The organism is Gordonia sp. GONU (genome assembly GCF_024733855.1).
GTDB classification, from domain to species: Bacteria; Actinomycetota; Actinomycetes; order Mycobacteriales; family Mycobacteriaceae; genus Gordonia; species Gordonia amicalis.
Map to the genome: position 1 here is coordinate 18,304 of NZ_JANRHB010000010.1, position 21,022 is coordinate 39,325.

Below are 21,022 nucleotides of genomic sequence, written 5' to 3' on the forward strand. Positions count from 1 at the left end.
GGTGCGGCAAGGGTCAGTGGCCGTTTTCGGGGGAGTCGGAGTCGCGGGCGGCGTTCTCTCCGCGGTCCAGCCTCGCCAGGGCGGCCATTTCCTCGGCAGTCAGGGAGAAATCGAACACCGAGATGTTCTCGACCAGCCATGCGGGTTTGGCGGCCTGCGGGATCGGGACGATTCCTTGCTGGACGTGCCAGCGGAGCAGAACCTGCGCCGGACTCTTTGCTGTCCGTTGCGCGATCTGCACCACGATGGGGTGGTCACGCAGTCCCGATTCGCGACCAATAGGGCTCCAGGCCTCGGTAATGATGCCCAGGTCCTGGTGCACTGCCCGCGGGGGTAGCCGTGCGAGATCGGGGCTGAGCTGGATCTGGTTCACGTCAGGAACCACGCCGGTCGCGGCAATGACCTTCTCCAAATGGTCCGGCTTGAAATTGGAGACACCGATCGCTTTGACACGGCCTTCGTCCAAGAGCTTGACGAGGCCTCTCCATGCCTCGGTGTACTGGTCCAAGGCCGGCACGGGCCAGTGGCACATGAACATGTCCAGGTAGTCCAGGCCCAAGGCTTGGAGACTGCGGTCGTAGGCCCTCTGCACACCGTCGACGCTGTGGGACTCCTTGTTGAACTTGCTGGAGACGAACAGCTCTTCACGCGCAACGCCGGCAGTGCGGACACCGCGTCCCACCGCGTCTTCATTGCGGTACTGGAACGCGGTGTCGACGAGCCGGTAGCCGCTTTGAATGGCGTAGCGGACGGCCGTCTCGCACTCTTCCCCCACCAGTGGCCAGGTGCCCAGGCCCAGATGCGGAATGCTATGCCCGTGCCGCAGTCGGAGCCTCGGGACCGTTGCGGGGTCATCGCTCGGATGGGTTTTCGTCGTCATGGACAGCCTCTCGTCGAAACGTCTTGCTTTCTTGTCACCGGAGGCAAATAGCGCGAGCCTCGGGGTCTGTGTCGGTCAGTCGACATCTTTGTTGGATCTCCAGGTGGTTGCAGCTGGGGTGATGATGAGCAGGCCCGCGGCCAGCAGGGCCGCGGTCACCGGAACGAGGGTGACCAGCCCGGCCATGCCCAGCGGTGAGAGGAAGAGCGCCGTGGCGCGGAAAGTGCCCGTCAATGCGAGGGCGTCTCCGCGTTCTTCTGGGTGCACCTTCTCCGCTGCGATGGCCGGACCGACGGTCTGCAGGACCCCGGCACCGATGCCGGAGATGGCCAGGGCAATGGCCACCGGGGCGGTCAGACCGGCGAACGGTCCCACTGCGGCCAGTCCCAGCCCTGTAGCTATCATCCCGATGACCAGAGACGCCCTGACGCCCCGGCGCCGGACCCACCCGCTGGCGGTACTACCGACGAGAACGGTGGCGTTGGCGATGGAGAGCAGGATACCGATGACTGCAGCCGGTTGGCCTGCCAGGGACAGGGCCAAAGGGACGTAGGAGTCCAGAAGGCTTTTCCAAACCCCTGCGCCCGTGTTCATCCAGCAGGCAGCGTTGACACCGGGTCGTCGCCACAGACGGACATCCCTGCCAGTGGGTGAAGAAGGCCTGGCCGCGAACGGGGGAAACCTGATCAACAAGGCCGCGGGGACGACGGCGACGGAACCTGCGACGATCCCCATCATGAGTGGCAGTTGCACCGAGGCCTCCCAGAGGTATCCGGCCACCGTGGGGCCGAGAAGCGCACCGATCCCCGCCGCCAGATTGACGTCCCGGAGGCCACTGACCGGTGCGGCGGATGTACGAACGGCGTGGGTCTGGCTGCTGGTCCAGAAGAACGCCCGGGCTATTCCCTGGACCAACTGGGACGCGACAAAAAACACGACCGCGGGAGAAATCGCGAGCAGTGCGCACGAGATCGCGATCATCAGCCCGGATCTTTCGAGCACGAAAGACCGACGAAGGGTTCTGCTAAAGCGAGATGAACGCACCAACCGCGGCGTTGAACTTTTCGCGCTGGTCAAGGAACACGTGATGACCAGCGTTGTTGATGAGATAGAGCGAGCTATCCAGGGTGTTGGCAGCGATCAGATCGAAGAGCCCCTTACCCATCGACACCGGCGCCGATCGATCATTGACTCCCCACACAACCAGCGTCGGCACCGGGATTCCTGCGTCGGCAAGCCGTTCCTGAACCCAGCGCCTGCCCTCGCTGAGGCTAGGCAACCAGTGCTCCTCCGCATTGCGTGCATATCCGGCGACAGCGTCGAGCTGCTTTTCGCTCTCGAGCCACTTTGTGGCGATCCCGATGTAGTCCTCGGGCAGATCTCCCTCATTAACCGCCTGGGCAGCATGATAGTGACGGATCAACTCGGCCGAACCTCCGGGGGCAGTCCTTTCGAGTCGCTCGTAGAAGTCCATGTCGGTTCCGACGGGCGGCGCCGGTGCCGCAGTCGCACTGCTGATGATGACCAGCTTCTTTACCATCTCAGGGTACTTCAACGCGAGAAGGACCGCCGTCATGCCGCCGCGCGAGTGACCCACCAGGGTCAGGTTCTTGAGCCCCAACTGAGTTGCAAAGTTCGCAACGTGTTCGGCGACCGCGTCGACAGTCCAGTCTTCGTCATTCAGCGGGAGACCAGTCTCGCCCTGACCGAGTTTGTCGACCGCGAGGACACGGCCGTACTCGCCGAAATCCTCTAGAACGTTGCCCCAGGATTCGATTCCGACCGGTATGAAGAACCCGAAATGCCCCCCATGGATGAGGAGGATCGGATCCTTGTCCTGGCCGTCGTCGAAATAACGCGTCTGAACCCCTTTCACATCGACGGTATGGAACTTCTGGGTGATTGAAGAGCTTGGCAAGGGTAACGCCTTTCTGTGCACGATAACGATTGAACAATTCATCGCAGTTCGACCCCTACCGACGTGGTAGTTCTGGCCAGTAGAAATCTCTTCTGCGTGTGCCTGAAAGCTACGCGCCTCCGCATCGACTGTCAATAGAAAGGGCCCTTCCGGATTCAGAGTGCATTGATCCGATCCTGAAGCTGTCCGGAGTGGATCAGTGACCGCAAGATGTAGTGCTTGAGGTTGCGGAAGCCCAGGGCGATTCCGCGGAGGTGTTCGAGCCTGCCGTTGATGGCCTCGACGGGGCCGTTGGAGGCACCCACGTCGAAGTAGGCGAGGATCTCGCGGTGCCGCTTCCATAGCGACCGGCCGAGCTGGGCGAGCTCGGGCAGCTCGGTGGGCACCCCGGTCCGGATCGAGCGCAGGAGCTTGTACATCGCGATCTTGCCCTCCCGCTTGCCCGAGGCCTCGTAGGCGGCGATGAGTCGCTGGTAGACGCCGTAGGTGACCTCCACCGCCGCGTGCGCATCGTTGGCGGTGAACGCCTTGAACAAGCGCACTTTCTGTTTGTCGGTCAGCAGCCCTGCCCGGGTGTTGAGCGTCCTGCGGATGCCGTACAGCGGATCGCCGGTGCGGCCCCGGTGCCCGGTGGTGGCCTGCTGGATGCGTTGGCGGCACACGGTGAGCTTGTCGGCGGCAAGATGCACGACGTGGAACGGGTCCATCACCGTGCGTGCTGCGGGCACGGCCTTGGCTGCGGCGGAGTGGTAGCCGGCGAACCCGTCCATCGTGACCACCTTGACTCGGTCTCGAAATGCCTGGTCGCGGGCGTTGAGCCACTCGGTGAGGACCTTCGCCGAACGGCCCGGGACCATCCTTTGGCGCGGCCGAGGAACTTGTGCCCGCCGCCGTCGGGGATGCGTCCGAGCTTCTTGATGTCCACGTGCACCAGATCGCCCGGTGCGGCGTGCTCATAGCGCTGCGGGCGTCGCTTGGTGGCGCGCACCGGGGCGCCGGTGGCCGGGTCGGTGAACGCCAGGCGCACGCACCCGAAGCGGGACAGGATCTTGTGCACCGTCGAGGGGTGCATTCCCAGGTGGTAAGCGATTCGGGCTGGCCCCCACCGGCGCGATACGCGCAGGCCGATCACCCGGCGCTCCCGACGACGCGGGGTGCGGTGGGGGCAGGTGTGCGGCCGGCTGGAGCGGTCAACCATGCCGGCCTTGCCCTGCTCGCGATACCGGCTGGCCCAGCGTCGGGCCGTGGTGACCGAGACACCGAACCGTTCCGCAGCTCGGGCCGGGGGCCAGCCGTCTTCGACGACACACCGGGCCAGGCGCAGTCTTCCCGTGGGCGTCAAGGTCGCGTTAGCGTGGGACACGAAGACCTCCGTTGTGGGTGTGGTTGCTTGGTCGCTTTCACACCTCACACGGAGGTCTTCCTCATTTCATCTCGCCATGCCGACCGGAGACACAACCTCCGTGGTCAGTACATCTAGCCGACTGGGCCAGTGCCCGAGGTGCGGCAGGAAGGCAGGCCGGTATCCTCTTGGGCGTCAACGATATGCCCGCCGCGGCGACCAAATGCTGTACGCGTGGCAGCCCGGGATGCTGGCATCGAGCCCCGGATCGCGAGTCGCCCGGTCTGACAACGTGGTCGTTGACCCGCTCAGCGATCGGCCATTGCGGCTGCCACCCCTCCAACCGAGAGCGCGAGCGGAGAGAACCTGCTGAACGGCGCAGCCGGCCGCTAACGTCGGTGGTAGCACGTTCACGAACCGGGGCACAGGGCGTACCGGCCACCGCCGCCCGACGGGGTTCGTTCTCGACCGCGGTTGCCACCGCGTCCGGCGAAACTCCGTCGGTCACCGGCCGCGCCGCGGCAGCGATGGTTCGTCCACCAGGGGGTCGGAGACGGTGATGGCCCGCATCGGGCAGCTCGCGGCGGCCTCGAGCGCTAAGGCGCGGGTGCGGGGGCCACCGTCAACAGGCTCCAGAACGACGGCGACGCTTCGCTCGTCATCGAGGTCGAAGAGCTCGGGCGCGGTCACAACGCACGAGGCGAAGCCCTCACACCGCTCGAGGTCCACCGTAATGTTCATCATGTTCATCGTCCCTCCGTGGTTAAGTCATGGGCAGTCTGTTCGGCGGCGAAGCGCCGCATCGGATCGATCCTGAGCGCGCCGGCCAGCTGCATGATCAGCAGTGGGTGGGCGCCCCTTTGCTGGAGGGTGACCAGGTCGCCCTCCAGGACGGCCGCAAGATCGGCCAGCCGTACGCCTGCGAGGTCGGCCGCGAGCTGGCCCGACTCTTCCGCAATAGAACGAAACTCCGGATCCCGGACGACCCGGCGGATGACCTGGTCCAGGGGTAAGTTCACGGTTCCTCCTCGGGGGCCAACCGAGCCAGCGCGATCCCGGTCGCCCAGTCCGGGACGGACTCGTATGCCAGGACGACCCCTCTCGGCCCACGGGCCGTCCGCTCAGGCTCCGACACTCCCCAGCCCTCCTGACGGGACGCGGCGGCCATCGCGGTGACCCAGTTGCAGATCTCCGGGGCACCATTGCCGGCCTCAGCGAGGACGTCGGCGGTCTTCATGGCGAGGATCGCGCCGAGGTCCCCTGCGCGCACGTGCTGCAGGAATCGCTCGTCGAAGGCGGAGTTGATCTGGCCCATCTCCGGCGTGCCGACCCAGTGGGAGAGCCCGCCGGTCCCGAGCACGACCACTGTTTCGGCTGCGGGCCGCCGCGTAATGACGTCGCGCAGCAGTTCCCCCAGTTGGGCGCTGCGCCACAGGGGTGGCAGAGGCTCGGTGTTGGCGTTCTGGAACACCGGGACCACCGGGATGTCCATCTCTGGTCGGATCAGGGTCAATGGTGCCATGAACGCATGGTCGATCTTCGGGTTGGCGGAGAACGCGAGGTCGAATCCGGCGGCCACCCCTTCGGAGAGCAGCTGGGCAGCGAAGGCGCCAGCAAGTGGGACCTCGGCGCTGGCCACTCCTCCATCGCCCCAACCGGTGGCTATCTCTCCGATTCCGACGCATATCTGCGGAAAGCTGTCGTAGCTGAAGGATGCTAGGTGCTCGCTGCTGACGACGACGAGCACGTCAGGGGACAGCCGGTCAATTTCCGCACGCACCTGAGCGAAGGCCTGATGGACTGCGGCGTGCACGTCGTTGTCCGGTTGGAGCTTTCGGATCATCATCGCCGTGTGGGACGTCGCGTACGCACCTACCAGCCTGCCCATCAGCGGGCCGCCCGTTGCCGGTTGGTGGCCGGATCCGTGGGGCCGCCGTCGCCGTCGCCGTCGGTGCGCCCACCTCGGCGCCCCGCGGTGACCGAACGCACGAAACCGCCGACGACAGCGTGGAATTCCGCCGGCTTCTCGAACTGCGGCCAGTGACCGGCGTCCTCCATCAGACGGAACGTTGCATCGGGAATGATCCGGCTGGCCGCCTCCCCCACCGTCCACGGCATGGTCGGGTTCTGCCGGGTCCACAGCACGAGCGTCGGGCAGTTGATCGTCGCGAGCCGCTCGGCGGTCAGCAGTTCCTCCGGCCGGGGCCGGGAGGTGAATGCGGCGACCATGTCACCGGCGGTGGCGGCGAAGTCCGGGCTGGCGTAGATCCGGTACCGGGTCTCCACCAGTTCGTCGGTGACCACGGACGGGTCATGGACCAGCCATTCCAGCCGAGTCCGGACCTTCTCCCGGGTCGGGGTGTCCAGAGCCTTGGTGGTAGCCTCCGCGACCTGCCGGCCGACGTTCTCGGTCAGCGTGGCACCGTCGGCGTCCACCTGCAGCCCCGCCCCGGTGACGCTGACGAGCGAGGCGACCCGCTCGGGGTGGTGGACGGCGAGAAACGCCGCGACCCAGCCACCGAGAGACTGCCCGACCAGGTGGGCTCGCGAGGCGCCGATCTCGTCGAGGAAGCCGAGCACGTGCTCGGCGAGCGCGCGGATCGAGTACTCGATCTGCGGCTTGTCGGTGAAGCCATGACCCAGCATGTCAATGGCATGCACGCGGAAGTCCCGGCCGAGGACGGCGACGTTGCGCACCCAGGTCTCGGCGTGCCCGCTCACGCCGTGCAGCAGGACTACCGGCTCACCGGCGCCTGCCTCGATGCTGCGGGTGCGGTAAGAGCTCGCCTGGCGGTACCGGACCTCGGTTCCCAGCAGGTCCACCCAGAACGAGTTCCCCTGGGGCTGGGCCATTCCCCCTTCAGTGCTCGTCACGTTGAAGCTCCTCTCTGTTCGGCCGTGCGGCCGGTGCGGGATGGTCGGTCACTCCGGTCCGAACGGCTCGGAGAGCAATGTCGTGTAGGCCCTCTCGTCGAGCCAGGTGAGGCTCTCCAGCTGCAGCGCGTCAAGGAAGACCTCGCGGCCGGTGCGCAGGCTACGGATGGCCAGGCGAAGGTCGTTGCCGTCTCGGTCGGCGCGTACCCGCACCCGGGCGAACTCGTTGCGGACTACGAGCTCGCCGTCGGCAGAGCCGATGCGCAGCCAAGAACTCGGCTCTGGTGCGCCATCAGCCCCGACGTCCCGACTGCCGTCGAGGTCAGCCGCCTGGGCCTCAGAAGAAGATGGAGATGGCACGGGGCAACACCCGGTGGTCGAGGAGCACGGTCCGTTCGGCGATCTTCCAGCTCTCACCGGAGGTCACGATCCGGTCGCGACGGGAGCCGACGAAGAACTGCTCGGAGTTGGCTCGCCGGGACTGGAAGATGATGAAGTTGCACTCCGCTACCAGGTCGCCGTCCGGCCCGGGGGTGACCAGGACGTTGCTGATGAACCGGCGCGTCCGCGACCGCGGCTGCTCCGCGTGGGCAAGGCCACCGGCCAAGCGCTCCATCCGCTTGGCGAGGAAACGGGCGTCCTCCTCCATGAGCGACCACTCGCCGGGGACGTGGTCCCGGTGCTGCCGCACCTCACGGGTCTCCGTGATCGGCATCCAGTAATGGACATCCTCAGTGAACAGGTCGAGCCACTCGTCGTAGCGTTGCTCGTCGAGCATCTTGGCCTCGCTGTAGAGGAAGTCCTCGACGTCGCGGCGCAGATCGGTGAGGGAATTGGTCATTTCTGCTCTCCCGGGGTGGTCATGAGTTCGAGCCAGTAGCGATAGAAGTTGCGGTGGTTCTGCTCCGAATAGTGGGGCCCCAAATGGCCGGGGTATCCCTCCTCGTGGATCTCGCCCTCGTGCCCCAGGCCCATCGCGTAGTTGAAATCCCGGGTCTGGGAGACCACCCCTCGGGCGGACTCGGTGATTTGCTCGAAGTTCTCGCCATCGTCCTGGCCAAAGATCCCGGCCGCGGCGTTCTCCTGGGACATCTGGGTGCGGGCGAAGTCCTTGACCGACTGCGGCGCGTCGCGGTCGAAGAGCGCCGTCTGCCAGACCTCGATCTCACCCGGTCCCCTCGGGTGCCATTGGAAGAGCCCGAAGACGTGGAAGACGCCGAACTTGATCCATGACAGGTTCGGGAAGATATTGCCCTGACCGAGCCCGTGCATCTCCGCCTGCAGCGGGGAGACCCGGGCCTTGAGCCGCTCGTGCACGGCGTTGACGTACTCGATCGCCTCCGGCCCGAGGAGCTGAGCCATCCCGACGTCGTTCTGATAGGCCCGGCCGGGCTTGCTGATGTCGCCCATCCCGTGGCCGTGGTCGAAGTATGCGATGTAGTCGCCGAGCGTGTCGTAATCGGGGAGGAAGCCGATCTGGAAGGCCGACCCATGTGTGTAGAGCACGTGGTAGTCGTCGCCGGCGAAGTTCTCCGCCGCCAGCTTCCAGTTGGCCTTGATCCGGAACTTCATCGTGGGGCCGATCACCTCGAGCCCGCCGAGCGGCGCCTCGAAGGCCAGGTCCAGATACCAGAGCTGGTCAGCGCCGAGGTAGTCTACCAGCGGGATGGCGTCCTCGTCCCAATTGGCGAAGATGAAGCCCTTGTAGTTCTCCACCCGCGGAACGGCCTTCAGACCTAGGCGCGGCTTGTCCAGCTCGCCATGGTAGACGGTATCTGCGCGCGGTGCACCGATCAGATCGCCGTTGTTGCTGTAGGTCCAGCCGTGGTAGGGGCAGCGGAAGAACTTCGAGGACCCGGCGTCGGTGCTACACACGGCCATGCCCCGGTGGGCGCAGGAGTTGAGCATCACCCGGATCACTCCGTCCGCACCGCGAGTGGCGATCACAGGGTCCTCGCCCATGAAGTTCGTCAGGTAGTCGCCCGGCTCACTCAACTGGGACTCGTGGCCGATGAACAACCACGTCTTGGTGAATACCCGGTCCAATTCCTTGCGGTAGGTTGCCTCGTCGACGAAGACTGTTCTGCTGACGGCACCCTCGTCGGGCTTCACCAGGTCGTGCAGTCTTGCGGCGGCCACGTCAACGGGGCGTTCGCTAATGCTGGTCATGATCGGGTCCTCTCGGGGTCTGACGGGTTGCGTGAGGTGAGATGGGAGGGCGGACCCGAACGGCCCACCTGTAGGCGGATCGTCTGGGCGTCTGCGGTATCACTGAGCGCTGTCATTGCTGGTCCAACTGTTCTGGGCCCCGAGGTTTGCCATGCCCGCGGCGTACAGGGCACCCTGCGCGTCGAAGGGGAGGTGGGCCACGCCGGCCCGCTCGTATGACGGGGTCGCGGCTTCCAGCCGGCTGTAGATCTCCTCCATGTCCGGAGGCAGCTCATGGTCCTGCCAGGCGGCGTAGTCCCCGTAGCCGTGGTCGTAGTTCCACTCCGGCACGTAGTAGAGGCGCCCGGACGTCCCCGCGCTGTCCTGGGCGGCGAGGAAGAGCGAGATCGGCAGCAGGTGCTCGGGAATCGCCGGGCGCATGAAGTAGGCAATGCCCTGCTCGTTGAAGGCCCGGGCGGTGGCGTCGAACCACGACGCTCGGGTGTGCCCCGGCATGATCGCGTTAACCGCGACCCCGTCGCCGCGCACTTCCTCGGCGAGGTAGAAGGTCAGCGCCATCACGGCGGCCTTGGTGGCCTGGTAAGGCATCTCGACCGTCCACGGGCGCAGCCCGTGGTAGCCGCCGCCGGCGGCGACGGCCAGGACGCCACTGCTGACGACGTTGACGATGCTGCCCCGCTGCTGGGCCCGCATCGGCTCGATGAACCGGCGGATGGCCTTCAGCGTGCCGAACACGTTGACGCCGAACATCACCTCCCAGTCGCGGTCGGTCGTGTCAAGGGTGTTCCGGTGGCCTGTGGGCGGGAAGAGGGTTTCGGAGACCAGAGACGCGTTGTTCACTAGGACGTCGACGGTCCCGAACCTGTCGATTACAGCGTCTCGGGCGGCGTCGAGGGCGTCGTCGTCGGTGATGTCCATGTCGACGGCCATGCCGCTGCCGTCCGACTCCAGCTGCTTGCGGAAGTCGTCAGCGTCGTCCCACGTCAGGTCCGCTGCAACGACCTTGGCGCCGGCGCGCAACAGTCCCTCGCAGAGGGAACGGCCGATGCCGCGGGCTCCACCGGTGACAACGATGACTCGACCCGCCGCCTCGCCCTGCCACTCACCGAGTGCCCGCTCGACCAGCTGACGCTGCCGCGCAGTGGCCACGGTTTCTCCACCAGACTCCGACATCCAATTCTCCTCAAGTTAGGACGGCTTTCTGCATTGCAGTACACATAAAAGAGTATGACCTTCATCACAGGCTGTCTATGGGCTATTTTGGTATCGAGCTATTCACTGGTGAAACTAGGAGCCGTGCGTGGAGCTGCGTCAACTCAGGTATCTCGTTGCGGTGGCCCGCGAGGGGTCGTTCCTCCGCGCCGCCGCCACCCTCGATGTGCCGCAGCCCTCGCTGTGGCGTTCGATCAAGGCGCTGGAGGCGGAGCTGGGCATCGCCCTCTTCGAGAGGTCCGGCCGCGGAGTACAGCTCACCGGTGCCGGGAATCAATTGCTGCCCCGCGCCCATTACCTGCTGAATCGAGCGGAGTCGGTCTCCCAGTTTGCCCACGAACTCGCTCGCGGTCGAGCGGGCGTCGTCACGGTGGCCTGCGCATATCCGCACGTGTCACGGTTCCTCGCGCCCCTGATCGGCACCTTCCGGTCGGCGCATCCCGCTATCCACGTCGCCGTCCACGAGTACTCGGGCCTGCCCGCGATCGAACAGGTGCTTAACGGGGACGTCGATCTCGTGACGGGCCTCGGGCAGGCCGACCAGCGTCTTGCGGGCCACCAGCTCGGCGACGTGCGGCTGGCGGTGGTGACCTCCGACGACCACCCGTGGCGGGGCCGGAGCCACGTCTTGGTCGCTGAATTGCGTGGCCAGCCGGTGCTCACCGGGCACGCCGATAGCCTCACCCGGCGCCTGCTGGAGCCGGCGCTGCGGGCAGGGGGCTTCGGGCTCGACATCACGTCGGAGAGCGTCAACGCCACCACCATCGTTGCGCTCGCCCGGGCAGGGCTGGGCGTGGCCGTCATCGCCGACGACAACCTCAGTGCCGACGACTCGGCCAGATGGCCAGTGCTGGTCGACGAGCACACCCCGATGAGCGCCCCGCTGTGGATCTACTGGTCACGCGAAGGAGGCATCGCCCCGGCGGTACGGTCCTTCGTGCGCCACGTCCAGGGGACCGGCAACCGGCTGGACCGGGACGGCGGGCAGCCCAGTCCAGCCTGAGGCCCAGCCGACTTCGGCCTGACCACGCCGATCAGAGCAGGAGATGGTCGATCTCCTCCGCCGCAGCTACCAGCCGAGTGAGGATGTCCTGCTCGGTCGCCGAGCTCATGCGACTGAGCGGCAGCGAGGCCTTGACAGCCAACCGCGGAGAGCGGGTCGAGGCCAGTGCGACGGCGAGGGAGGCGACATCCTCCTCGCTCTCCTCCTTGCTCGACGCGAACCCCCGGGAACGGATCGTGCGCACCGCGTCGAGAAGTTCGGTCCGGGTGCCTAGCGAATGGGCTTTACCGCCTGGTGGACGCCGCCTACGAGAAACGTGCCATCGCGATCAGCTCGAACCTGCACCCGGCCGGTTTCGACGAACTCATGCCCAAGACCATCGCCACCGCGACAGTGGATCGGCTACTGCACCGCGCCCACGTCTGCCAGACCAGCGGCGACTCCGTCCGCCTCTCCGAAGCACTCGCAGGCCAGGGAGTGAAGCCCTTGTCCTGACAACCCGAAAACCCGAGATGGCCAACTTCTGGGCAGATCCCATTGAAGTGCCCCGGGTAATCGATGTCTCCATCAAACCCGGGGCACTTCAGCGGTCAGGTCGTCGGTGAGGCAGCATCGTGCGCACAGTCCTCGGCGGTGGGGTTCGTCCTGGTCTCCGCAGCGGGTGCAGGTCAGTCGGGGGTCGTCGATTCCGGCACAGTCAGTGCAGATGGGCTGGTCGTTGGCGAGGCCAGGCAGCAGTCGATCCGGGCGTTGGCAGCGGGGGCAGGTGCCGCGTCGGCGGGTGGCCTGTTGGTAGCAGCGGCGGCAGACGAAGCCCTCGGGCCAGCGCACTCCGCGATGCTGCTGCTCGTCGTTGCACCGTGTGCAGTGGTACTTCGATGTGTCAGCCATGTGTCCGCCGCCTGCCTGGGGGTCTACGCCGTCGGTCCGGGTCGGTGGATGTGTGCCCGCTTCGGTCGCAGTGGCACGTCGGTTGCGGGGGAGGCGTCGGTGGCTGTGGCGGTGCGTCTGGAGGGGGAGGTGTCGACGTGGAAGACGCAGAGGTCTTCGACGGTGCAGTCCAGGACGTGGCACAGCGCTCCGAGTAGGGCCAGGGGCAGTCGCTCAGGGGTGCGTCCCAGGAGGCGGTAGAGCTGGGAGGCGGAGAGTTCGATTCCCACGTCGTGCAATGGCGTGATCAGGTCGGACAGGGTGTGCATATCTCGGTCGGTCATGACCTGGCGTAGTCGCCACTGGTAGGCGATCCGGTGTTTCATTGCTGGTCGGTCCTTTCGGGCAGGCGTTTGGCCGCGGCGCGAAGTGCGGCGGCCACGACACGGCTGCGGTAGTCGGGGGAGACGAAGGTGTAGAGCGAGGTGGTTGAGGCGTACTTGTGTCCGACTTGTTCCTGGATGAAGCGGGTGTCGTATCCGGACTCGACCAGCAGCGTGACGTAGCTGCGGCGCAGGGAGTGAAAATCCAGTCCGGGATCGGTCAGGCCGGCGGTGTCGCAGAGGTCGGCGAAGCTATGGGACAACGCGCCGTTCGAGATGCGCTCGGATCGCTCGGTCGGGAACAATGCGGTCCCGACCGGGTGGTCAAAGGTGGTGCGGCCCTGGTCGATCCATCGTTTGAGGCAGTCGATCGCCCAGGCGGTCTCCGGGACCGTCAGGACGCCACGCCGCTTGGCCGCAGATCCCTTGCCGGGTTTGCCGTGGCGGACGTAGCAGAACCCGAACTGGCCGAACTGTGGTGCTCGAGGGTTCGGTCCGAAGTCTGTCAGATCCAGCATGCGGACTTCGTTGCGACGCAGGCCCCACGCGTAGGCGACCTTGATGATCGTCGCGGTCCGCAGGGCCACCATCGCGCCCTTCGAGCCAGCCTCGAAACGGTGGTTGACCTGATCGTCCGCGAAATCGCAAAGGTCCTGCAGTTCATCGGTGGTGTAGGCCCGTTTGAGTGGATTGTCGGGGCCCTCGTAGGTGTGGCGGGCCGAGTTGGCCTCGGTGATGATCTGTATCGGATGCGTGTCGAATCGGTCCTGGCATTGCTGGGTCCACTCGTAGGCCGGATCGAGCAGGTAGTCCATGAAATGCCGCAGTGCACCCTGGTAGCTCAGCACCGTGCCCAGGGCCAGGCCGTGGACCCCGCGCAGTTCGGTGAACCAGTCATCGACCATCGGGGCGTCCAGTGCCAGGGGCCGGCGACACCGCAGAAGTCCTGGAACCGCCGGATCGTGGCGACCTGGGCCGCGATCGTGCCAACGGACAGGTTCCGGGCCATCTGCTGGTGCGACCACCCGGTGACCATCGCCTCGAACACCGCGGCTTCCGGCCGCAGGACAGCGATGCCGTCGGCCAATTGCAGCCGCGCCGACCCCGGCGGAGGATCCTGATCTGCCATCTCGCACCACCCAAACATGGTTCGCGATATATGCGAAAGTATCGCACTTTGCGCGAATCAACACAAGAGGTCGCAGGTAGCGGCATTGCCAGTCAGTCCGCGGAGGTTGGGCCACTGCACTCAGAGGCGGCCCCGGGAAGCGGTCCGTCACGTGACGACGTGCCGGTCAGTCGGGGTGCCGGACAGGGCGGGCGAGAGAATGTCCGGGAGGTGTCGAGTTCGCAGAACTTACAACTCAGCACCCGCTACTTGTCATAACGTACATTATCGGCGCGAACTAGGACGAGTGAAAGTGATTGTGAGGCAGTATATTTACCGCTTCTTGAGTGGCTACCGTAGCCGCCACACCGCAAGCCAACAGCGGATCTGTTGTGGCCGTTATCGTTTCCTCAATCGCAATCCGATGAACTGTTGGTGATCCTCATGGCGCGGCCATCGCGCTCGGTGAACTCGTGTCGGTTGTCGAATGTCGGCAGCTGGCGTCGTTGGTGCGCGAACTCTGCTGCCACCGTCTGGCGAAGGGCCGCGGGAGCAGCCGCGATCGCGTGTTGCTCTACGTGGGAACGAAGGTGCTCAAACAGGTCCCATCCTCGCCGGTGCTCACGCTGACTCATCGGTGAGTCCGGGTATCGACGATCTAGGAACTCACTCAACGGCACAGGTAGTTGCTCACGCCCGAACCGACCCAGAGCGTCAATGTCGCGCCAGCGTTTGAGCAGGACAAAGATGTCGACGCCGCGTTCGGCTAGTCCATCGAGTCTGAGTAGGTCACGCCAGGTGAGAATTGCTGGCACGTGGACTTTGGTGATGTTGGGATTCTCGTTGTACTTGACTACCAGGCCGAATGCTCTGGTGTACACAGCGTTCTCGACCGCGATGTCGCCCGGGATTCCCGCGTCGGGAACAACCACGATCGGGACGAATCTGGTGCGGCCAGTGACCGCCGTACGCAGCCTGTTCCAGCCTCGGTTCATGAAGAGTTCGACGGTGCTGAGTAGCTGTCGGAACTTGGTTGTCGTGAACCGCTGCTCGATCTCGAGTTGCAGCGATTCGATCGTCGCCTCACCTTCCGCGAACGGTTGGGGCAAGTTACGCATGTTGGCGTCGATCAGAATGCAACCGTGCCCACGGAAGAGTGCGAAGTCGCAGATCTTCGGCAGCGTCGACTTTTTCGTTCGCCAGACTCGCTTCATCTCGGCTTCGTCAACAAGGACTGTCTCCCCCGATTCGTCGTAGGTACAGATGCGTTGGAGGACCTCGCCAACGCGTTCCTCGAAGATGTTCCGCATTGCCTCCGCGTAGTGGTCGGCCTTCTTCGAGTCGGTCGCACGCAACATGTGTTCGGTCTCGAGGTAGAGATGGTCTCCGAAGATGCGCTGGATCACGTACTGAAATCTGATAGGCAGCAGTGTGCCGTCGTCGATACGCACAAACGGGGTCTGTTGCAGCTTGTACCGAGTCCACAGCGACGCATTCTCGGATCGTTCCTGCGCCAGCTGTGCGCGCAGGTCTGCGAGCGACACCGTGCAATGGTCCATCAGGAAGTCGACGGCCGCTGGTGGAGCGGCGTATCGAGCGAAGAATTCAGGCTCAATACACGTGAACCCTTCGTGCTTCCAAAGGTTGTAGAACAACCACCCGAGTGACAGGAAGTCGTCTGCTCTGGAGTTGCATGCGACGACCCACCCTGGTCACTCAGCCACGCATTGAGCTCAGTAACTCGTGCTTCCCACTGCTGACGAGTAGGTCGTACCTCCCACTCTGACCTCGCGGACCTCAACACTTCTGACGCCTTTTCCAGGAGCTGCGCTGCACGAATGAACGACGCGGCGCGATCGGAGTGTTCCTCGACGTTCAGGAGCCCGGACGTAAGTCCGCGCAACGCTGTCGACTGTTTGTTCGCTCCGAGTTCAATCTCGGTCGCCAGTTCCTCCGCTGACGCGGATAGCCGGAGTCTGCTCTCAAGCGCCTCGAGTTCCTGGTATTCATCACTTGCCTTGAGCTGCTCGAGATGGCGCAGACGACCCCGCACCTCTTCCAGCTCGCCTCGAATGCGGTCGGCCTTCTCCAACTCGGCGAGCAACTGCCGCAGCTTGTTTCGCTCAGCCTTAAACTTCAGCTGGAGCGATTCATACTCCTCGTCCCACTCTGGTCGCCGAATCTGCGGCATATCATCGAGGATGGTCAGGAAGCTCTGCGGCTCTGATGCCAGCTCATAGATCTGCTTTTGACTGAACACGCGAACCGGCACCCGGTCGGACACACGCCCAGCCTGTGGCTGCCATTGGGATCCGTCCCAAAGCTCGATCTTCGATTGCGTTGGATCAGACCCGGCCCACGTCACCTTCAATGAGCGTCCGTCTCTGACGTACTCGACGGTGATTCGAGTCTCGCTGGTCCACCACCGATGATCCGACTCGACGACGGGATCAAATCTAACTAGATCACCGGCAATGCCTTTTGGCAATTCGCTTGTCCGGCCGAGCGCGAGCCGGAGGAGCTCGATGACAGTTGACTTGCCCACACCGCGGCCGCCGATGAGGCAATTCATCCACGGGCCGAACTGGTACGTTTCGGTGGCTCCTCCGTGGCTCACCTCGAGCGAACGGATATAGCCGTGGTCAACGTCGTTCGGATCGTCGTAGTCCTTGCGGCACCGCCGGATCGACTCGAGCGGATCTGTAAGCGCCAAGCGCAGACCCTCAAGGTCGAGGCGTTCTGCCTTGACGAGGGTGAGGTGCGTGCCGGGTGCCTTAGCAGAGTCCGGGTCTGAGTGAGACCCAGTGGTGAGATGGTGTGCGTCGGAACCTAGGAGCGGCACCCAGCCTGAGGCGTCGGCAGTGCTCAGCGCACTATCATCGATCACCTCAACGGCGTGAATGTGAGGACTTTCACGCAGGACGGCCAAGTCGCGTGGATCGATCCCGAAAACACCCTGCTTCTTGTCTGCATGAGCAGGTACGAACAGTCCACCTAGCTCGTTGACGATCTTCGCCGCAGTTGCAACCGTCACATCGGCCGTTTGGTCACTGCCTCCCCGGGTGCCCTTGTACTGGCACAACGTCAGCGTCTGGTTGACAACCTCGGCTGGGCTCTGGGGATCGAAGATCGCGAGAACGTGAGTCCCATTAGTCACCGTCACCTCGACACCCGGGAAGATGACGAACGGCCTGAGTCCTGGATTCTCGGCCTTAAGATCGGCCAGCGCATCACGCGCTTGCTCGATACCTTCATGAGTGTTGTGATCGGTGACGACGATGCCATCCACGCCGGCGTCGATATAGGCTTGAATCCACTCCTTGAAGGTTGGCTTCGGAGCGCTGCTCCTCACGTCGGCGATACCGCCGTAATCAAATGACGCCGGGGAGTGCGCATGAATGTCAAGACTCCACCAACGCGCCCCCACACCCACCACACCCACCCCTTGATCCGTCATAGCATCGGTTCCGGATTCGTCGGAAACTCCAGCCTGCGTTCGCCCATGCTGAATGTTGTCACGCTAGATGCACTTTCGTGAAACATCCTCGTGCGCATGTTTCGAATCCGTCGAATACCCCGTCCTCACCGTAGGCACCAGGGCCCTTCGGTGTGGCCAAGCGCCCAAGCCCAGGGAGGCCCCAATACTGTTACTCCAAATGCGAGCGGTACCGAAGTGGTGGAGGACAGAGATGTGAGATCCAGTTGGAATCTCGCAAGTCGCTAACAACACCTCTCGGCCATGTCCGGCACCTCTTACGTAATCATCGAACACTGCCGTGCAGCTGTCTATTTCATGGTCTCGTCGATGAAGGAATGCGGTCAGGCCTTCCACCGGCATCTCCACTAGTCACGAATGCGTGAGGAAACTGAACAACATCGAAGATAGACCGACGTATCGGAGTAGGTTTCAGAGTTCAACCGACCCCGTCGACGCATGGCGACTTGAGGAAGACAGCCATCACGCGGTGACGGTGTACAAGCCTGACGTCCACCACACGATCCCATACGGAATGGGGATTCGAGCTTCGGGATTCCGCGTCGGAACGCCGATTTGAGTGATCTGAAGTCTTTCCGACTCGTCAGTCCAGATAGACATCGCCGACATGTCCTGGCGGGGCTCCCTGATCGACCGCGTCGACTACGCCTACGTCGACGGAGCACGCGGCATCGTGCCCATCGGGAGCGGACATCAGGGACTCGTGGTGACTAAGTATCAAGCAGCCGGACAGCGTGTTGCCGTGATCTGGTGGGCAATCTTTCAGTTCTTGGTTACGGTGGCCTACTCTGCGGAAGCGATCCTGTGCATCTCGGCGCGGGCGATCAGTTTCAGGCGTGCCCTGCCGAGAGCGTGTCCGGCGTCCAGTTCGGCGTTGTTGATCCGTTGCCAGCCGTCCAGCCCGATTGGTTGTGTTCCGCGGCCGTCGAGCAGCGAGACGAGGTCCTCGCGGTAACCCTCGCGCGGTGTGTGAATTGGCCTGGCCTGGAAGTCGTCGATCACCGCCCTTGCTACCTCCCGCGCGTCGAGTTTGTTCATGCCTATCCCGCCGGTCGACCCTCGTCGTATCCAACCGGTCACGTAGATGCCATCCATCACGGTGTCGTCGTCTTGCAGCACCCGTCCGCCATCGTTTGGCACGGTGTTGGTGGCCGCGTCGAATGGCAGTCCTGCGATCGATGTTGCGGCGTAGCCGATTGACGGAATCACGAGGCCTGCAGCGGTGATTGTTTCCTGGCCGTCTGGCGCATGGAAGGTGATTGAGTCGACCTGGCCGTCGCCGCAGATCTGTACCGGCGTCGCGTTGTAGTGCAGCCGGACTCGCCGTCCATCGTCATGTGTAGGTCGTGTGCACTGCTGCAGTAGGTCGACCTTGGTCTGGATCGTCGAGTCCGCAGCAGCCTTCATATCGGCAAGAGTCTCCGGATCGACGACGACACTCACCCCGGGCGTTTCCATCAACGCCGCCAACTCTTGGTTGGTGAATGCGCTCTCGCTGGGGCCGCGGCCTCGAGCGAAGTCCGGCCAGCTAGTCTCGCCCGCCTGTTTACTACCTCCGCAAAGCGATGACAGCAATCCCGCCGCCGCGCAGCCTCAGCGCCGCCCTGGCCCGTCGGTCGCGGCCTGACGATGGTTTCCCGGCGCCGCATCTCCCGGCTGATCGTCGCTGGCGAACGGCCCAGTATCCGGGCCTGCCGGTAGCCGGCGTCGGTCAGTTTCTCGATCCGGACGCGCTCGAGCCAGGTCAACGCGTCCGCGCGAGGAACCCCGGCGGGCGATGGGGTAATCGAATGTGGTGGCACCACTTGAGCGTCCCTGACCGCTTCGGCCAGCCGCGTGCGGCCCACTGACACTCGGTGGCCGCCGAACACCCCTGCGACTAGGCCGGTCTCGGTCGGGGCTGACGCCGGCATCGATCTCGTCGAAGAATCGGGCCTTGACCAGTGGCGGCGTTCGGCGGCCACCGGTAATCGCCGGGACGATGCCGAACACACGCGTCCAGATCAGCGCAAGGGTCTGGGGCACACCCGCTACCGATACTCGACCGCGGTGCTGCAACTCACGAAAACCCGCTCCCGAACCTCAGGCGGCAACGGTAGTCGATCTCTGCCTGGCATACAGCACTCCAATCAGGAATGTCGCAGTCACCGATTGAGCCAAGACGTAGCGCCACCGCAAAGACCAACTGCGGCAACTGTATTGTGCAGGTTTCGCCTGCAGTACCGGCGCGGGTCGATATTGCCATTGGTGTGAAATGGACCTGTCCGACATCGGTGCAGACTCTTGGACGGTAGATGTCCAACAGGTGTAGTCACGTGTTAGCGCAACCTTCTATCACCGATTAGGCTATGAAGGCTCCGCTGTGCGAAGTCCTTCTGGGGCTCCGACATTGGCGCTGGCGCGGACGATCAGTTGCGGCTTGCACGTCTTTTCGGTATCGAGCTGAGCCCACATCGCATCGATCATCGGCTGCAGGAACAGATGTCCCAGCTGCCGCACCATCAGCCCGACCACCTGATCGGCGACTGGTCGGCTGGTCGATGCGGCACCTGCCGTGCGCAGTTCGATGACCTGGTTCCGCGATAGGTCGGTGAGCCGTTCCAGCAACCGGCCGTCGCCGCTCGGGTCGAGTAGCGCGCGACGCATGTAGCCGATGAGCGCCGGGTGCTCGTCGAGCATGCGCCGCACCGCCCCATCACGTGCGGCCGCCACTTCGGCAGGAGCACCGTCGCCCGGCACGGACGCGATCGCCGCGGCGTGGCGGTCGACGATGTACTGCTCGACCGCCGATCGCAAGCCGTCCTTGGTCTTGAAATGATGCTGCACCAGTCCGACCGCGACACCCGCGCGCGCCGCCACCGCTCGCATGGATACCGCCGAAACCCCTTCGGCGGCAAAGAGTTCCAGCGCAGCGTTACGAATGCGCGCCTTGGTCGTCAGATCGCTGTCGATCGGCTCCCCGCTGGACATGTCACCTCCACTCGAATGGACATCATACAGATTTCCGCATTTCAGTACATTTGCTCATATTCTAGGACATTCGTATAGTACGATGATCGATACCGTAGCAGGAGGATTTCATGGCAGCTCGAGAAGCAGTGATCGTGGGAGCGGTCCGCACCCCGGTCGGACGGCGAGGCGGCGCGCTGCGCAACTGGCATCCAGTCGATCTGCTCGGCCAGACACTGCGCACGCTGGTCGATCGGACCGGCGTGGACGCATCGCTGATCGATGACGTGATCGCCGGTTGCGTACTGCAGAACGAGGAGCAGGGCGGCAATCTCGGCCGGCACGCGGTCCTGGCCGCGGGACTGCCCGAGTCCGTGCCCGCGGTGACGGTGGACCGGCAGTGCGGCTCCGGACAACAGGCCGTCAGTTTCGCGGCGCAGGCGATCGTGGCCGACTGCGCCGATCTCGTGATCGCCTGCGGCGTCGAGTCGATGTCCCGGGTGCCGATGCCACCGGCGATGAGGCCGGGCGCGCCCCTCGGCCCGCAGTACAGCCCGCGCGAGCTGGTCCGCTATAACGTCGATTCGGAGCGCGGCGAGCTGATGGCGCAGGGCGCGTCGTCGGAGCTGATGAACGCCCGATTCGGCCTGACCCGTGCCGAGCTGGACGACTTCTCGGCGCGTAGTCACGAGCGCGCCTGGGCCGCAACACAAGCCGTCAACAACCGGTGAACAGCTAGACGCCGAACTCAGCCAGTGAATTATCCGCCGATGGTGGCGCTCTGGTTCAACCCCGTGGCGTTGCGATCCACGCTCTGC

19 protein-coding genes and 6 pseudogenes are annotated in these 21,022 nt (G+C 64.4%); 3 read left to right on the forward strand and 22 right to left on the reverse strand.

Annotation, left to right across the window (positions count from 1 at the left end):
• Window positions 1–13 precede the first annotated feature (13 nt).
• The 13 genes and pseudogenes from NWF34_RS11725 to NWF34_RS11785 all read right to left on the reverse strand — a co-directional run bounded on the left by NWF34_RS11725 (window position 14) and on the right by NWF34_RS11785 (window position 10,332).
• Window positions 14–880, reverse strand: a complete 867-nt coding sequence (locus NWF34_RS11725) for an aldo/keto reductase (RefSeq protein ID WP_006897059.1) — start codon at window positions 878–880, stop codon at window positions 14–16.
• 75 nt (window positions 881–955) lie between these two features.
• Window positions 956–1,861, reverse strand: a complete 906-nt coding sequence (locus NWF34_RS11730) for an MFS transporter (protein ID WP_068971511.1) — start codon at window positions 1,859–1,861, stop codon at window positions 956–958.
• A 43-nt stretch (window positions 1,862–1,904) separates the two neighbouring features.
• Complete coding sequence (locus NWF34_RS11735) at window positions 1,905–2,819, reverse strand: alpha/beta fold hydrolase (protein ID WP_258325135.1); 915 nt, start codon at window positions 2,817–2,819, stop codon at window positions 1,905–1,907.
• 134 nt (window positions 2,820–2,953) lie between these two features.
• Window positions 2,954–3,655: pseudogene (locus NWF34_RS11740) on the reverse strand (ISL3 family transposase); the annotation flags it as partial.
• Window positions 3,655–4,161: pseudogene (locus NWF34_RS11745) on the reverse strand (helix-turn-helix domain-containing protein); the annotation flags it as partial. The pseudogenes NWF34_RS11740 and NWF34_RS11745, both read right to left, overlap by 1 nt.
• 483 nt (window positions 4,162–4,644) lie before the next feature.
• On the reverse strand, window positions 4,645–4,890 hold the full coding sequence (locus tag NWF34_RS11750) for a ferredoxin (RefSeq protein ID WP_006897064.1): 246 nt from the start codon (window positions 4,888–4,890) through the stop codon (window positions 4,645–4,647).
• On the reverse strand, window positions 4,887–5,159 hold the full coding sequence (locus NWF34_RS11755) for a hypothetical protein (RefSeq protein ID WP_006897065.1): 273 nt from the start codon (window positions 5,157–5,159) through the stop codon (window positions 4,887–4,889). The genes NWF34_RS11750 and NWF34_RS11755 overlap by 4 nt, the downstream gene beginning before the upstream one ends.
• Window positions 5,156–6,028 (reverse strand): extradiol dioxygenase, encoded by an 873-nt coding sequence (locus NWF34_RS11760; RefSeq protein ID WP_006897066.1) that lies wholly within the window; start codon window positions 6,026–6,028, stop codon window positions 5,156–5,158. Before NWF34_RS11760 ends, NWF34_RS11755 begins: the two co-directional genes overlap by 4 nt.
• Complete coding sequence (locus NWF34_RS11765; RefSeq protein WP_137809379.1) at window positions 6,028–7,014, reverse strand: alpha/beta fold hydrolase; 987 nt, start codon at window positions 7,012–7,014, stop codon at window positions 6,028–6,030. The genes NWF34_RS11760 and NWF34_RS11765 overlap by 1 nt, the downstream gene beginning before the upstream one ends.
• Before the next feature lie 48 nt (window positions 7,015–7,062).
• Entirely contained in the window at window positions 7,063–7,374 is a 312-nt protein-coding gene (locus tag NWF34_RS11770) for a hypothetical protein (protein WP_006897068.1), read from the reverse strand.
• The gene (locus NWF34_RS11775; RefSeq protein ID WP_006897069.1) at window positions 7,352–7,855 is read right to left on the reverse strand and encodes an aromatic-ring-hydroxylating dioxygenase subunit beta; all 504 of its coding nucleotides are present in this window, start codon (window positions 7,853–7,855) and stop codon (window positions 7,352–7,354) included. The genes NWF34_RS11770 and NWF34_RS11775 overlap by 23 nt, the downstream gene beginning before the upstream one ends.
• Window positions 7,852–9,183 (reverse strand): aromatic ring-hydroxylating dioxygenase subunit alpha, encoded by a 1,332-nt coding sequence (locus tag NWF34_RS11780; RefSeq protein ID WP_006897070.1) that lies wholly within the window; start codon window positions 9,181–9,183, stop codon window positions 7,852–7,854. Before NWF34_RS11780 ends, NWF34_RS11775 begins: the two co-directional genes overlap by 4 nt.
• Window positions 9,184–9,282: 99 nt before the next feature.
• A complete protein-coding gene (locus tag NWF34_RS11785) occupies window positions 9,283–10,332 on the reverse strand; it encodes an SDR family NAD(P)-dependent oxidoreductase (RefSeq protein WP_101841495.1) in 1,050 nt (349 codons plus the stop codon).
• A gap of 151 nt (window positions 10,333–10,483) precedes the next feature.
• Here NWF34_RS11785 and NWF34_RS11790 point away from each other — a divergent pair, with 151 nt between their 5' ends.
• Window positions 10,484–11,398, forward strand: a complete 915-nt coding sequence (locus NWF34_RS11790; RefSeq protein ID WP_006897072.1) for a LysR family transcriptional regulator — start codon at window positions 10,484–10,486, stop codon at window positions 11,396–11,398.
• A gap of 31 nt (window positions 11,399–11,429) precedes the next feature.
• Here the strand turns inward: NWF34_RS11790 and NWF34_RS11795 are convergent.
• Window positions 11,430–11,654, reverse strand: a pseudogene (locus NWF34_RS11795) (IclR family transcriptional regulator C-terminal domain-containing protein); the annotation flags it as partial.
• 17 nt (window positions 11,655–11,671) lie between these two features.
• Between NWF34_RS11795 and NWF34_RS11800 the strand changes: the two are divergent.
• A pseudogene (locus tag NWF34_RS11800) lies at window positions 11,672–11,893 on the forward strand (ATP-binding protein); the annotation flags it as partial.
• Window positions 11,894–12,420: 527 nt separating this feature from the next.
• Here NWF34_RS11800 and NWF34_RS11805 read toward each other — a convergent pair.
• From NWF34_RS11805 to NWF34_RS11835, 8 genes and pseudogenes are all read right to left on the reverse strand, one after another.
• Window positions 12,421–12,654, reverse strand: a pseudogene (locus NWF34_RS11805) (helix-turn-helix domain-containing protein); the annotation flags it as partial.
• Window positions 12,651–13,556: a tyrosine-type recombinase/integrase gene (locus NWF34_RS11810; protein ID WP_006897077.1), complete on the reverse strand. Its 906-nt coding sequence runs from the start codon at window positions 13,554–13,556 to the stop codon at window positions 12,651–12,653. The gene NWF34_RS11810 and the pseudogene NWF34_RS11805, both read right to left, overlap by 4 nt.
• A complete protein-coding gene (locus NWF34_RS11815) occupies window positions 13,493–13,780 on the reverse strand; it encodes a hypothetical protein (protein WP_006897078.1) in 288 nt (95 codons plus the stop codon). The genes NWF34_RS11810 and NWF34_RS11815 overlap by 64 nt, the downstream gene beginning before the upstream one ends.
• Window positions 13,781–14,169: 389 nt before the next feature.
• Window positions 14,170–15,303 (reverse strand): hypothetical protein, encoded by a 1,134-nt coding sequence (locus tag NWF34_RS11820; protein ID WP_258325136.1) that lies wholly within the window; start codon window positions 15,301–15,303, stop codon window positions 14,170–14,172.
• 14 nt (window positions 15,304–15,317) lie between these two features.
• Complete coding sequence (locus NWF34_RS11825; RefSeq protein ID WP_258325137.1) at window positions 15,318–17,201, reverse strand: AAA family ATPase; 1,884 nt, start codon at window positions 17,199–17,201, stop codon at window positions 15,318–15,320.
• 837 nt (window positions 17,202–18,038) lie between these two features.
• Window positions 18,039–18,698 (reverse strand): hypothetical protein, encoded by a 660-nt coding sequence (locus NWF34_RS11830; RefSeq protein WP_182374531.1) that lies wholly within the window; start codon window positions 18,696–18,698, stop codon window positions 18,039–18,041.
• Window positions 18,699–18,712: 14 nt separating this feature from the next.
• Window positions 18,713–19,168, reverse strand: coding sequence for a helix-turn-helix domain-containing protein (locus NWF34_RS25440; protein WP_350339598.1), 456 nt, complete (start codon window positions 19,166–19,168; stop codon window positions 18,713–18,715).
• A 433-nt stretch (window positions 19,169–19,601) separates the two neighbouring features.
• Complete coding sequence (locus NWF34_RS11835; RefSeq protein WP_182374529.1) at window positions 19,602–20,225, reverse strand: TetR/AcrR family transcriptional regulator; 624 nt, start codon at window positions 20,223–20,225, stop codon at window positions 19,602–19,604.
• A gap of 110 nt (window positions 20,226–20,335) precedes the next feature.
• Between NWF34_RS11835 and NWF34_RS11840 the strand changes: the two are divergent.
• A pseudogene (locus NWF34_RS11840) lies at window positions 20,336–20,920 on the forward strand (steroid 3-ketoacyl-CoA thiolase); the annotation flags it as partial.
• Between the last annotated feature and the right edge of the window lie 102 nt (window positions 20,921–21,022).

Bases quoted from the DNA above. Each gene is read 5' to 3' on its own strand.
- NWF34_RS11725 (WP_006897059.1), bottom strand. From the start codon at position 880: ATGACGACGAAAACCCATCCGAGCGATGACCCCGCAACGGTCCCGAGG.
- NWF34_RS11730 (WP_068971511.1), bottom strand. From the start codon at position 1,861: ATGATCGCGATCTCGTGCGCACTGCTCGCGATTTCTCCCGCGGTCGTG.
- NWF34_RS11750 (WP_006897064.1), bottom strand. From the start codon at position 4,890: ATGAACATGATGAACATTACGGTGGACCTCGAGCGGTGTGAGGGCTTC.
- NWF34_RS11760 (WP_006897066.1), bottom strand. From the start codon at position 6,028: ATGGGCAGGCTGGTAGGTGCGTACGCGACGTCCCACACGGCGATGATG.
- NWF34_RS11775 (WP_006897069.1), bottom strand. From the start codon at position 7,855: ATGACCAATTCCCTCACCGATCTGCGCCGCGACGTCGAGGACTTCCTC.
- NWF34_RS11780 (WP_006897070.1), bottom strand. From the start codon at position 9,183: ATGACCAGCATTAGCGAACGCCCCGTTGACGTGGCCGCCGCAAGACTG.
- NWF34_RS11810 (WP_006897077.1), bottom strand. From the start codon at position 13,556: ATGGTCGATGACTGGTTCACCGAACTGCGCGGGGTCCACGGCCTGGCC.
- NWF34_RS11815 (WP_006897078.1), bottom strand. From the start codon at position 13,780: ATGGCAGATCAGGATCCTCCGCCGGGGTCGGCGCGGCTGCAATTGGCC.
- NWF34_RS25440 (WP_350339598.1), bottom strand. From the start codon at position 19,168: ATGCCGGCGTCAGCCCCGACCGAGACCGGCCTAGTCGCAGGGGTGTTC.
- NWF34_RS11835 (WP_182374529.1), bottom strand. From the start codon at position 20,225: ATGTCCAGCGGGGAGCCGATCGACAGCGATCTGACGACCAAGGCGCGC.